Source organism: Sporosarcina koreensis, from assembly GCF_001531445.1.
Taxonomy (GTDB): Bacteria; Bacillota; Bacilli; order Bacillales_A; family Planococcaceae; genus Sporosarcina; species Sporosarcina koreensis_C.
In genome coordinates this window covers 108,347-121,285 of the sequence record NZ_LQYA01000047.1, presented here as the reverse complement: position 1 = coordinate 121,285, position 12,939 = coordinate 108,347, and the positions used below count along the sequence as shown (strand labels likewise).

Here is a 12,939-nt window from a genome sequence, read left to right as displayed (position 1 = left end):
CATAAACGAGATTAACAGCGCATAAGTCCGTAGAAAAGATCATAAATCGGATAAATCACGCATAAACGTGTCTTACTGCAAGGGATTAGCCAAACGCTAATCCCTTGTTGTATTGTTATATGTACATATTTGTACGAAAAGAGGTCCAGCATTATGCAATTTGAAGAACTAGTGGAGATATGCGTCCGCCGAATCCAGGAAGGGACATTCATCCAAGGAACGATCAGCCAGCCCCGTTACAAATCGACCGGCCTGCAAAAAGTGAAACTGAAGCCGGTGGAAATCAAAAAAGAAGTCCATATTCAACTTGAATATCACTATGAACGTATTTTGAAACATGAAAATATAAAAATCACAGACATTGAACCGGTTCTCCGACAGCTATTGGAGCAATTCAAGCAGATGCATGCGGAATTTACAGATGAAAAAGTCCATATCCAGTTAACGAAAAAGTTCAAGGTATCCTGGAAAGCTGAACAGACGGCTACGACGAAAACAGTCGATTTGTCGCATAACCGGAAAAAGAATTATCTATTGGATGCTGAAACTCCTTATCCTTTCCTCATCCGCCTCGGCGTGCAATCTCCCGATGGAAAGGTGAAGAAGCAGAAATACGACAAGTTCCGGCAAATCAACCGCTTCGTAGAGTTCATAGATGATGCGCTCGTCCACTTGCCGAAAGACCGCCCCGTCCGCATTTTGGACTTCGGCTCCGGAAAATCCTATTTGACATTCGCGCTCTATCACTATTTGCATATTGAAAAAGGGTTAGATATCCGAGTAACAGGGCTTGATTTGAAGAAAGAAGTTATCGAAGAATGTAACGTGATTGCAAAAGATCTAGGCTATGACCAACTGGAATTCCTCGTCGGTGACATTAACGACTATAACGAAGAAACGTCTGTCGATATGGTCGTCACATTGCATGCATGCGACGTTGCAACGGATATGGCACTCGCCCGCGCTGTTAAATGGGGAGCCGAAGTGATTTTGAGCGTCCCTTGCTGCCAGCACGAATTGTTCTCACAAATTCAGTCCCCTGCTCTTGACGTCATGTTACAGCACGGGCTTATTAAAGAGCGCTTCTCGGCTCTTGCGACAGACTCCATTCGTGCTGAACTCCTGACGCTTGTTGGATATGACGCACAACTCCTCGAATTTATCGATATGGAGCATACGCCGAAGAATATCTTGATCCGTGCTTATAAAACAGAAAAAAAACCGACTGCTGAAGGATTCGCCAAGTATGAAGCGTTCCGGGATTTGCTGAACGTCGAGCCTTTTTTGGAAAAGGAACTGGCTGGTCTCTTAGGCTGAAATAGTCGCAACACGCTTATAGAGAGGGAAATGTCTATGCCTTGTGTACATGAATTCGGTATAATTGATCATCTCGATGCTACTTACAATTATGAAGAATACAATCCACAGAAGTTTAATTGCATTTCAGTGGATGATGATATTATCAATAGTATATATGTACATTTATCCGTAATGAAAACCTACTTTCATTCATTGAACCGTCCAGAAAACGGGTTAGCCTATTGTGGAATAACAATTATTCCACCAGAATCATTATCACTATTTTATGATATCGTCACGGCTTCCAAATTCTTCAAGAGATCCGGCGAGCTTGCTGAACTGGCATTCATCATTTCACAGGCAATTGAAAAGAAGAAATGGATGATACATTATGGGATTTGATACCGGGAGGCGTGTAGTAAATGCCAATCTATAATAAACTCGTTCGTGACCTAATTCCCCAAATCATTGAAAGCTCAGGGAAAACATGTACGACTCGGAGCATGAACGAAGATGAATTCACAATCGAAATCAACAAAAAAATGCATGAGGAACTCACTGAGTACGAAGCAGCGGAAACAGCGGAGGATGCAATCGAGGAATTGGCCGATTTATTGGAGCTGATCCACGCGGCAGTTGTTACTCATGGATCTAGCTTTGATGAGTTGGAAAAAGTCCGTCTGCAAAAGGCGGAAAAGCGTGGAGGATTTGACGAGAGAATATTCTTGATTGATGTGGAGGATGAGTGAATAGAAGGAACTGGATGCGTTCAGTTCTCTTTTCATTCCAAAAAACCGCCCCTGGTTTTTCAGGCAGGCGGTTTCTTTGATGTTATATAGATAGTAGTTCCTCTTGCGGGCGAATAAATCCATTATAGATTTCCAAGTCAGCCTCATATGCGGCTCGATAGGTCGAGAGGCTATGCGCCTTCACTATTTCAAAGCTATCTCCGGCAACAACTTCGAAAAAACTGTTCAAAATTTCAGCATTGGCCCATGCAGTTTCTTCGAAGGCAATGTCCGTTTCATGTTCCTCAATTACCATCGTTATGAACGGCAAATCGGTCGGCCGTTTTTCTGCTGCAGCTTGTTTTTTCATAAGAATGATTTCTTTCGCGCGGTCAAGTGAGTCGAGCAAGGCTTGGCGGTCCATTGCATGCCCCAACTCGTGGATGGTCAATACGCGAAGATACGTTTCCAATGGCATCGGTTCGGGGAGTTCTTGGCAAGCTTTTTGGACACGGGCGATATCGACAATCACTTCATCCTTGATGAAATCATACATCATATTGACTCCTGTGATTTCCTGCTTCAGCTCCACATCCATAAGTACATCACGGATGGTCGATTCGATTACAGCGACGATTTGCAATTCCGTCATTCGTTCTTTCATTCTCGTTCCCTGACATCCTTTACTGTTTTCTATTTTTGTGGGAATAAGCCCTATTTATGCGTATTTCCATACGTTTATGAGCATTTCTGGCGATTTATGCGTAAAAAAATGGATTAATGCGCACTTGAAGTGTTTTATGCGCTTTTGAAGAGGTTATTGCGTGGCTGTAGCGATTTATGCGTTTTTAGCAATACAACTCAGGTGATTCGCACCAAATACAGTACTACAAATAAGCGACTTTTTTATTATATATACATAACAACTGTTTTTCAATAGAAAAATCCCAACTTGCACCAAATTGTCAAAAACCTGCTAACTGACTAAGTTGGCAGGTTCACTATTTTATTCCAAACCGACATCCAAAAATACATATCCGTCTCGCTCATGTTTACCTTTGAACTCGATAGGTATACGTTTCTCGAATATCGGTCCATCGACGACAACGGTATGGAATTCTCCCGATTCGCCGCATGAATCGATGCCAAGCGCCTCCATTTCGTTCATAAGCTCAATCGTAAATCGTCTGCCGATAAATTCCGCTGGCATCATCTTCGTATTGACAACTACAATGTATGCTTCAAAGCCCGCATGCACAAACTCTTCCAATAGCGTACGACGCGGTTCCATCCAAAGCGGGTGGATTGCTTTCATGCCGACTTTAGCGCACGCTGTTTGTACCCACGTCAAATGATCTTCAAGGTCGATATCCCCAAAAACGCCATTAGCGATGCCTGCATCTATGCATTCCTTCATAGCGTCCAAAAATTGCACCTCGTAACTATTCCAGTCGGCACCCCGGATCATCAAAGGAACACCTAGGCTGTCCGCCTGCGCCTGGATAATTTCCGATGGCAAGGCGTGCGATTTTGATCGTTCTTTATCCTCTTCGAACATCGTCCAAATCCGCTTGGCGACTCCCCCTGCTTGGAGCGCCCGATAATAAGCCAATGCCGAGTCCTTCCCGCCGCTCCACGAAGCGACGAATAGTTGATTGTTCATTAGGCAACACGACCCCTTACAACAGTTTTCTAAAATTATAGCATAATCTTGGAAAACTATTTTCGCGCATCAACCGTCCATACTAATGAGACGTGATCGCGATACGTTATTTTTAGAGAAGGTGACCCGATTGTCATGACAAAAGATGAAAAATTCGAATTGGTGGAAAGCTATATTGTAGAGAATCAGCAAGCATATTATCGCTTGGCTTATAGCTATGTGAAAAACAAAGAGAATGCGCTTGATATTGTGCAGGAAGCGGTTTTTAAAGCGCTGCGGTCCATTGACCGGCTGGATGAAGTTAGCTATTTGAAGACATGGCTGTACCGGATTATCGTCAATACCGCCATTGATTTCATTCGAAAACATCAGCGGGTGTCCATTATGGAAGACGATATTTTGGAAAGTCATTTACCGGCCTCGGAAAATGAAATGAGCGATTTGGATTTGCAGGAAGCGGTCGACCAACTTCCGCCTACGTATAAAACAATTATTATCCTACGGTTTTTCGAGGATTTGAAACTTGAGGAAATTGCCGAAATCACTGGAGATAATCTCAACACGGTGAAAACCAGGCTGTATACAGCGTTGCGGAAATTACGTGTTGAGATGGGAGAGGAGTAAGTCTATGAGTAAAATGGATAAGTTGAAGAAGGATTATGAGGATATTGATATCCCTGAAGAGTTGGATAGCATTGTGAAGGCTTCCATACAGGAAGCAAAACGGAAGCGTATAAAAAAACGTCCGGTTTTTAGGAACAGCTTCATTGGAGTTGCTGCGGCGGCTGCAATTTTCATTGGCAGCATCAATGTCAGTCCGGCGTTCGCCAAATCGATGGTGAATGTGCCTATATTGGGGTCGATCGTGGAAGTATTCACTGTACAACAATTGACAGTCGATGAAGGCACTTATCAAGCAGACGTATCTACACCTGGCATTACGGGGTTAGAAGATGAAGAATTGCAAGCTGCGTTGAATGAAAAGTACGCGGTAGAGAACAAAGAGCTATTCGAGAAATTCGAGAAAGAGATTGCAGAGCTGAAAGAAGCTGGAGGCGGACATCTCGGCGTTGACGCTGGCTATGAAGTGTTGACGGATAATGACCGGATCCTTTCCATCATGCGCTATCAAGTGAATACAGTCGGTTCATCATCAACAACGATGAGCTACGATACAATCGATAAAATCGATAATGTTTTGATTACATTGCCGAGTCTTTTCAAGGATGATTCATATATCGAGGCTATCAATACGTACATTGCCGGCGAGATGGAACGGCAGATGGCGGAAGATGAAATGATTTCCTATTTCATCAATGATGAATATGCGAAGGGCTTCACAACAATTAAACCTGATCAGAATTTCTATATTACAGACGATCAAAAACTTGTCCTTTCGTTCGATAAATACGAAGTAGCTCCCGGCTATATGGGCGTTGTGACATTTGAAATCCCGACAGACATTGTGAAGGATCTGTTGGTGAGCGATGTGTATATTCGATAACAAATGTGAATCTCCAACATTCCTATATCAGAGAAGCCCCCAGACGCGAATGCGTTCGGGGACTTCTCTTATTCAGCCGTTCCTAGTGAATAGCCGTTTATTCGCAATTCATCTATCGTCTTTTTCAATTGCTTCAAATGACATTTTTCGTACAGGCCGACGACCGGAAACCATTGTTCCAAAGGCATCCAGCCGAGATTTGGATGCTTGAATGACTTCTCACGCAATTGGTCTTTACAGCTGCCGTCGTAGACATCGAGCAAATAGATTCTCGAGTTATGAAGTTCCTCTTTGATTTCTGGAATCGTTTTATACGTATCTGTCGGTTGTGTTTGCATAGGAAGATTCCCTTTAACGAGCAAGCTTCCAGAAAGGACGATGATTTTCTTGGAGGCTTTTGGACTCTCCGGGTTCTTCAATTCTCCTGCTATTTTTGAAGCTATATATGTTTCCATCAATGCGAGGTGCTCCAAAATCTGCTTCGGAGACCAGCCGCCTGTTGACGGAGTTCTATTGAATTCGTCATCAGTCATCCCATCGATGGTCTGATAGATCTTTCTACGAATTTTATTATTCCCCTCGAAAACCATTAATATCTCTCCTCATGTAGAACGAAATAGGAGCATTCAATTCTCTCCCACAGCATACGATGTTTTGAAGGAAAATTAAAGTGGAAAAAACATATTCAGAAAAATAAGTTGTTGGTACTATTTGTAATAACATTATTTATGCGTTTTTGAGTAGATTTATGCGCAAATAGAAGCATTTATGAGGCATTTTTAGGATTTCTACTCAATTGCAACGATTTATGCGTCTTTCCTTGAGTTTATGCGCGGAAACATAAAAGTGCTCCATCCGGAAAGGATGGAGCACTTTTATTATGCAGGCATCGGAGTGTCTGTTGGTTCTGCGTAGCCTTCTTTGTACGTGTCATCGATGATTTCACGGATTTCTTTCATCGACTTGCCTTCTTGTTTCATTTGCACGGATTGAACGGCAATTTCCAAGCAGACGAGACAGCGTGTGCCATGATCGTCCCAGACGACGGAGCCGTCTTCACGGATTTCGTCGACGAAACAGTTCAAGTTATTGCCATGCCCTGCACTTTCACCGCATCCGCAGTAACACGGCATATAAGCTAAAACATCCGAAGCGGATGCCGCCACTTGGTAGACGAGGCGCATGTCTTCGGGCTTGTCATCCAAAAACTTTGGCAGGACCGATGCAGATTCGGTCACTTCTTGCAAGTCTCCATTCGGCAACTGCTTTTCATGGCCCACTTCTAAATGGTCATCGTTTTCCGCGTTGTGTTGCGCCTTGTCACCGCATGCGGAAAGGATAAGAATCAGTATAAGTGCGAGAGGCATAAGTTTTTTCATTCATGTCGGCTCCTTTACGGATTACTTGTCCTTTCATCATAGCGGAAAACGGCGCGGAGTAGGTTACAACTTTGTGGACATTCCCGCGCGTGTATTCTCTCTCTGCTTGATCCAAAAGCGGATGCCTTTCCCAGCTAGCGGCTCGTCCGCAAACCGCGGAATGACATGCAGATGGGCGTGCGGAATCGACTGTCCGCCCACTTCACCTGTATTCCAACCGACTGTGTAACCTTCATGGTCATAACGCTCTTCCAAATAAGCTTTGGCCTTCAGTAACAACTCCTGTGTATCCTGCCATTCTTCTGGCGTCAATGAGAATACGTCGACAGCATGCCGTTTCGGTACGATCAAGCCGCTGCCTTCCAACACTTTTTGTTCGGAAGGCTTCTGAATATAAGCGCATGTTTCTGTCTCAAAAATGATTTGCTGCTCAGGATCCGCAGTTATATTGCAGTATGGACAATCTTTCTCGTACATCTCTTAGCGCCCGATCATTTTCGAAGGATCTACGTATTCGTCGAACTGCTCTTCCGTCAATAGACCCGTTTTCAGTGCGGCTTCCTTCAACGTCGTACCTTCTTTATGTGCCGTCTTCGCGATTTTCGCCGCGTTTTCATAGCCGATGTGCGGATTGAGTGCCGTTACAAGCATCAGCGAGTTTTTCACTTTGCTATCAATCTCTTCCCGGTTCGGTTCAATTCCGACTGCGCAATTATCATTGAAGCTGCGCATGCCGTCAGCAAGCAGCTTTGCAGATTGCAGGAAGTTGTAGATGATGACCGGCTTGAAGACGTTTAATTCAAAGTTCCCTTGGCTTGCCGAAAATCCGATTGCCGCGTCATTTCCCATCACTTGCGCAACGACCATTGTGAGCGCTTCACTTTGTGTTGGATTCACCTTGCCCGGCATAATAGAGCTGCCTGGTTCATTTTCAGGAATCGTAATTTCGCCGATCCCTGAACGCGGGCCACTCGCTAACCACCTTACATCGTTAGCGATTTTCATCAAATCTGCTGCAAGAGCCTTCATTGCACCATGTGTATAGACGACTTCGTCATAGCTTGTGAGCGCATGGAATTTATTATCGGCAGATGTGAAATCAATGCCGACCGATTTCGAAATTTCTTCAGCAACTTTCTCCCCAAATCCTTTCGGTGCATTCAGACCTGTACCGACGGCAGTTCCGCCGATGGCTAGCTCTTTCATGGATTGCACGCTTTCGCTCAGCATCTTTTCCGTTTTCTCCAGCATGCGGTTCCAACCGCTGATCTCTTGGCCCAATGTAAGTGGTGTCGCGTCTTGCAAATGCGTTCGTCCGATTTTGATGATATCCATGAATTCTTCAGATTTATTGCCAAGCGTTTTTTTCAACTCCTGAAGAGATGGCAGCAATTCACGTTCCACCGCGATTACGCCTGCAACGTGTAATGCTGTCGGGAATGTGTCGTTGGAGCTTTGTGATTTATTCACATCATCGTTCGGATGAAGGCGCTCTTCCTCCCCCCACTCCTCTAACAGCTGGTTGCCTCGGTTCGCTAGCACTTCGTTCATATTCATGTTCGATTGCGTGCCGCTTCCCGTCTGCCACACGACGAGCGGGAAATGGTCGTCCCATTTGCCTTCGATTACTTCTTCCGCAGCTGCGACAATCGCTTTCTTTTTAGCATCCGATAGATTGCCAAATGAGTTGCTCGCAATCGCTGCTGATTTCTTCAAATGGGCAAATGCACGAATGACGCCAAGCGGAATGCGTTCTCCGCCAATTTTGAAGTTCTGCTTGCTCCGCTGCGTCTGCGCGCCCCACAACTTATCCGCTGGTACTTTGATTTCTCCAAATGTGTCATGCTCGATACGATATTCCATGTTCCCTCCGCCTTTCAATACATAATTCAAACTTCTTCTTCTATCATGCACCTTTTCGGAGTTGAAAGAAAATAAAAAGACCCGGTTGCCCGAGTCTTTACAAATCAGGTAAATTCCTTTCCCTGAAATACTCTATAAACCTATCCACTACATCGGGATGGAATTGTGTTCCTTTGCCCATTTTCAGTTCAACAAATGCTTCCTCCATCGTCAGTGTCCGCTTGTAGACGCGTTCGGTTGTCATGGCGTCATAGGCGTCGACGACCGAGACGATGGCAGCCTCGATGGAGATTTCGTCCCCTTTCAGCCCATATGGATATCCTTTGCCGTCATATCGCTCGTGATGCTGTTCGACGATGAATGCGGCATCCTTCAGCCACTCCACCGGGTGATCCCGCATGATGGCGGCCCCAATCAAGGAATGCGATTTCATCGTTTCCCATTCATCCGATGTGAGCTTTCCAGGTTTATTTAAAATCTCAAGAGGGATTGCAAGCTTGCCAATATCGTGGAAATAGGATCCCCACCTCAGCAATCTGAGCCTACCTTTCGGCTGGTCCATTCGTTTCCACACTTCGATGGCATATTGTCTGATCCGGTCGCAATGATGATACGTATAGCCGTCAACACGCGAGACGGCATCCATTTCACTTTGCAATGTCAATGTTTCAAAAAATAATTGTTCATAGAAGTCAGCATCCATTTTCATCAGTATTTCTGCGTCGGATGTTCCGTAAAATGTGACGATTTTGTCGTAACAGGAGGCGTCCAAGGTTTCTCCGACATTCATTTTCGTGCGCGTGCCACGGTATTCAATCTCAATATCGCCATCCAATAATGTGTACGTTTCGACAATCGTATTCTCAGGATTGTATTGGGCACAGAAAGATCCCTCTACATTCAATGAAAAGAGGGCTTCTGCAACATTATTCCAACGTCCCATAAGTGTAATCTGTCCGGATGACATCCGTAAAACGGGGTACTGACCCTCTGTTTGTCGTTGTAGGTAGATTCGAGTTGGTCCCATTGGCACCCTCCGTTATGCAAATTTCGACTTTTTTCGCATGTTTCTCTCATTATAACGGAGAATGCTGGGAACTTCTATAATTCTTTTTTGAAAAAACAGAATATACTTTCTCTTACAATTCCTGTCTTAACGCTTGAATAACGTCAATTTTTGTCGCTTTGCGCGCTGGACGCCAACCTGAAATCATGGCGACTGTAATGCTGATCGCGGATGCGATGACAACGAGCTGCCATGGAATGATGGAAAATGTGATGTCCAAGCTTGTGAATTCCTCTTCGCCGAGCGCAGTAGATACGATGATCGGCAATACTAAATTAGCGATAAAACTGACTCCGTAAGAAATCACGACGGCAATAATTGTTCCCACTATGCCAATCCATGCGCTTTCCATGAGGAACAGTCTTTGGATAAGTTTCGGGCTTGCCCCAATCGCTTTCATGACGCCGATTTCGCGTGTCCGTTCCGTTACGGCCATCGTCATCGTATTGAAGATGCCGATAGAGGCAATTAATATTGCGATAGTACCGACGAAAACAAGGCCTGCTTTGAACGCAAGGAAGAAGACGTCAAGTTGTTCAAGCTGGTCGGCAATAGAATAAACGGAATATCCTTCGTCCTTGAGCGCCTTGCTGACTGCTGTGACATTTTCGAGATTATCGGCATAGACATTTACATTTCCGTAGAATAACTGGCTATCCATGTCTTCAACATGGCCGGTGAAAATTCGATTCAACTCCGGCATGATTGCCGCATCGGCATAAATGTTGGTGTCCATGACCCAATCTTTCGCAGGTTCCTTCGCGATGCCGACAATGGTCAATGTCGTTTCTTCAGGGAACAGCTCCTTTTCTTCATACAATCCCATTTTGTATGTGAACTGTTTCCCGATCAATGACTGTTTATATGTTGAAGGTTCTGCTTCTGCGCCCTCCGTTTCCGACTCGATCAGGCTTTCTGCGAAATGACTGCCGACAACGACTTCATGTTTATTCTCCGGTAATCGGCCTTCTTGTAAGGCGAAGCCCACTTTTGCTTCCTCCTGGAACTCCGTAACCGTCATGTTATGGCTACCAATGAACCCATCCAGTTCGGTTTGCTGGTTGATGCTTACAGACTGGCGGAATACGACCGCTTTCACATGTTCACGTTTTTTCAGTTCCTCCACTTTCGCCTGATCCATCTCACTTGAGTACACTTCAACCTGGTTCACTAGTCGGTTATCGAGTATTTCATTTCGCATTGTGTCATGGATGCCGAACCCAACAGATGCAAGGACGATCAAAAAGGCCGTTCCCATTGTTGCAGCTAGGATTGTCATGAAGACGCGAAGCTTATTCTTTTTGATATGTTGTCGAACGAAATCGATTTGGTCATTAAATTGCATGGTGTACGCCTCCTTCCGTTAATTCACCGTCGTGCATACGGTAAATGCGATCGGCAGTTTCGGCCACGGTGTCGTCATGAGTGATGATGACGAATGTGATCCCGCGGGTTTTATTAAGTGATTGGATGAGCAGCAGAATGTCCTGCTCCGTCTCCGAATCGAGGCTCCCTGTCGGCTCGTCCGCAAAAATAATCGGCGGATCGGTGATAAGGGCCCGAGCGATGCTTACCCGCTGTTGCTGCCCGCCCGATAGTTCATTCGGATAATGGTCTTGTACCTCTGTGAGCCCAACAAGTTGAAGCAGCTGTTGGACTTTTTTCCGGCGATCCTTTTTGGCGACGCCTGCTAGTTTCAGTGGAAGTTCCACGTTTTCAAATGCTGTGAGACCCGGCATGAGCTGGAAGTTTTGAAAGATGAAGCCGAAATGATCGAGGCGGAATTTCGCGCTCTCCATCTCACTGAAGGCGGATGTGCGGACATTTCCAATTTGAATGATGCCGGCATCCGGTTTGAGGAATCCCGCCAATATATGAAGGAGCGTCGACTTTCCCGACCCGCTTCGACCGACAATTGAAACGACTTCCCCCTCATTGATGGTGAACGACAGCCCTTTTAGCACCGGCACTTGCCGCTCCTTGCCTTTCTTGCCGATTTTGAATGAATGTGTTAATTCCTGAACTTGTATCATGATTTTCCCTCCAACGTAATAACTGTTTCTTATTGTACGAGGAGAATCTTAAGGGGGAGTGAGGAGAAAAATGAAGAAATTCTTAAGATGTGGGCAGACTTTGGACATGGAGCCATGCTTACTGAAGAAAATCCTTTTTCAAGCCAAAAGCCTTTGACAAAATAAAAAACCCAAACCGACTGAACGGTTTGGGTGCCTACTTCTTTATTCTTCATCAACAGGTTGCGGTTTAACAGCTACCGGTTTGGATGAGCGCATTTCTTCCGCCAAGTTGTCGAGGCTTGGCTTTAAATTATTCTTTCCTACGTAGCTCTCCATCATTTCCTTTACGTCGATGCCTGACGAAGCTTTCAATGATTCTTGCAAAGTAGACATCAGGTTCGTTGCGTACGATGTCACTTTATTGGCACCACCGCTGCCTTCGCCGCCGCCAGTATCGACGACTGTGATCTTATCGATGTTAGAAAGCGGGCTAGCGATTTGCTTCGCGTATTCAGGAATCATCTTAACAATCATATCAAGCACAGCTGCCTGGCCGTATTGCTCGAATGCTTCCGCGATTTTGCGTTTCGCTTCGGCTTCCGCAAGACCTTTCAAGCGGATGACGTCTGCTTCCGATTCACCTTGTGCACGTTGTGCGTCGGCTTTTGCCAAACCATCTAGGCGGATTTTTTCAGCTTCCGCGGCAGCACGCGCTTCAATGCGGTACTTCTCCGCCTCCGCTTCTGCCATTTGACGGGACTTATCGGCAGCTGCATTTTGCTCGATTGCGTAGCGGTCTGCGTCTGCCTTTTTCTTAACTTCAGAATCATATTGCTTTTCACGGCGCAGAATCTCTTTTTCTTCCAACTCGATCTGCTTTTGACGCTCGATAATTTTAACTTGCATCTCTTGCTCAGTAACTTCCTGCTTCGCACGTGCGGATTCCAATTCGTACGCTTGGTCGGCGCGCGCTTTCGCGATATCTTGCTCACGGCGGTAGTCAGCGACTTTTAACTGATTTTCCTTTTCCGCTTCCGCGATTTCCGTAGCACGTTCGATTTCCGCTTTTTGTGCTTCCTTCGATGCTTCGGCGTTTTTGATGCGCGTCTCTTTTTCAGCTTCGACCGTTGCAATGTCAGCGTCACGCTTTACCTGAGCGATACGCGGTTTACCGAGTGAATCCAAGTAGCCGTTTTTATCGCGTACATCTTTAATTGTGAAGGAAACGATGACAAGCCCCATTTTAGCCAAGTCTTGCGATGCAACACGCTGCACTTCCTGGGAGAACTTATCACGGTTCTTATAAATCTCTTCAACTGTCATAGACCCTAGGATGGAACGCAAATGCCCTTCCAGCACTTCCTTCGCTTCATTTTCGCGGTCAGCTTTCGATTTTCCTAAAAACTGCTCCGCTGCCGTCGC

The 12,939-nt window shown here is 45.4% G+C and carries 15 protein-coding genes; 5 read left to right on the top strand and 10 right to left on the bottom strand.

Annotated elements, in window-relative coordinates; genetic code table 11:
* Nucleotides 1-153: 153 nt before the first annotated feature.
* From AWV70_RS07525 to AWV70_RS07515, 3 genes are read left to right on the top strand one after another with little or no spacing between them, the layout of a single operon-like run.
* Entirely contained in the window at nt 154-1,317 is a 1,164-nt protein-coding gene (locus tag AWV70_RS07525; protein WP_060205738.1) for a class I SAM-dependent methyltransferase, read from the top strand.
* Between the two features lie 36 nt (nt 1,318-1,353).
* A complete protein-coding gene (locus AWV70_RS07520) occupies nt 1,354-1,701 on the top strand; it encodes a hypothetical protein (protein WP_060205736.1) in 348 nt (115 codons plus the stop codon).
* Nucleotides 1,702-1,721: 20 nt separating this feature from the next.
* Entirely contained in the window at nt 1,722-2,048 is a 327-nt protein-coding gene (locus AWV70_RS07515; protein ID WP_060205734.1) for a nucleoside triphosphate pyrophosphohydrolase, read from the top strand.
* 82 nt (nt 2,049-2,130) lie between these two features.
* On the opposite strand, the gene AWV70_RS07510 is transcribed toward AWV70_RS07515, so the two are convergent.
* Together AWV70_RS07510 and AWV70_RS07505 are read right to left on the bottom strand one after the other, a co-directional pair.
* On the bottom strand, nt 2,131-2,691 hold the full coding sequence (locus AWV70_RS07510; RefSeq protein WP_060205732.1) for a hypothetical protein: 561 nt from the start codon (nt 2,689-2,691) through the stop codon (nt 2,131-2,133).
* A gap of 342 nt (nt 2,692-3,033) precedes the next feature.
* A complete protein-coding gene (locus AWV70_RS07505) occupies nt 3,034-3,690 on the bottom strand; it encodes a diphthine--ammonia ligase (RefSeq protein WP_060205729.1) in 657 nt (218 codons plus the stop codon).
* A 135-nt stretch (nt 3,691-3,825) separates the two neighbouring features.
* Between AWV70_RS07505 and AWV70_RS07500 the strand changes: the two genes are divergently transcribed.
* Both AWV70_RS07500 and AWV70_RS07495 read left to right on the top strand, forming a co-directional pair.
* Nucleotides 3,826-4,314: an RNA polymerase sigma factor gene (locus AWV70_RS07500; protein ID WP_060205727.1), complete on the top strand. Its 489-nt coding sequence runs from the start codon at nt 3,826-3,828 to the stop codon at nt 4,312-4,314.
* 4 nt (nt 4,315-4,318) lie between these two features.
* The gene (locus AWV70_RS07495) at nt 4,319-5,194 is read left to right on the top strand and encodes an anti-sigma-V factor rsiV (RefSeq protein WP_060205725.1); all 876 of its coding nucleotides are present in this window, start codon (nt 4,319-4,321) and stop codon (nt 5,192-5,194) included.
* 68 nt (nt 5,195-5,262) lie between these two features.
* Here AWV70_RS07495 and AWV70_RS07490 read toward each other — a convergent pair whose 3' ends face one another.
* From AWV70_RS07490 to AWV70_RS07455, 8 genes are all read right to left on the bottom strand, one after another.
* Nucleotides 5,263-5,784 carry a DinB family protein gene (locus AWV70_RS07490; RefSeq protein WP_060205723.1) on the bottom strand — a complete coding sequence of 174 codons (522 nt, stop codon included), beginning with the start codon at nt 5,782-5,784 and terminating at the stop codon, nt 5,263-5,265.
* 288 nt (nt 5,785-6,072) lie between these two features.
* On the bottom strand, nt 6,073-6,573 hold the full coding sequence (locus AWV70_RS07485) for a PCYCGC motif-containing (lipo)protein (protein ID WP_060205721.1): 501 nt from the start codon (nt 6,571-6,573) through the stop codon (nt 6,073-6,075).
* A gap of 63 nt (nt 6,574-6,636) precedes the next feature.
* The gene (locus tag AWV70_RS07480) at nt 6,637-7,050 is read right to left on the bottom strand and encodes an HIT family protein (protein ID WP_060205719.1); all 414 of its coding nucleotides are present in this window, start codon (nt 7,048-7,050) and stop codon (nt 6,637-6,639) included.
* Nucleotides 7,051-7,053: 3 nt separating this feature from the next.
* A complete protein-coding gene (gene fumC, locus AWV70_RS07475; protein WP_060205923.1) occupies nt 7,054-8,436 on the bottom strand; it encodes a class II fumarate hydratase in 1,383 nt (460 codons plus the stop codon).
* A gap of 97 nt (nt 8,437-8,533) precedes the next feature.
* Nucleotides 8,534-9,463: an HD-GYP domain-containing protein gene (locus AWV70_RS07470; protein WP_060205717.1), complete on the bottom strand. Its 930-nt coding sequence runs from the start codon at nt 9,461-9,463 to the stop codon at nt 8,534-8,536.
* Between the two features lie 112 nt (nt 9,464-9,575).
* Entirely contained in the window at nt 9,576-10,847 is a 1,272-nt protein-coding gene (locus AWV70_RS07465) for an ABC transporter permease (protein ID WP_060205715.1), read from the bottom strand.
* Nucleotides 10,837-11,535 (bottom strand): ABC transporter ATP-binding protein, encoded by a 699-nt coding sequence (locus AWV70_RS07460; RefSeq protein WP_060205713.1) that lies wholly within the window; start codon nt 11,533-11,535, stop codon nt 10,837-10,839. Before AWV70_RS07460 ends, AWV70_RS07465 begins: the two co-directional genes overlap by 11 nt.
* A 204-nt stretch (nt 11,536-11,739) precedes the next feature.
* Nucleotides 11,740-12,939: flotillin family protein (locus AWV70_RS07455; protein WP_235588572.1), on the bottom strand; the 1,200-nt coding region annotated here is incomplete at its 5' end.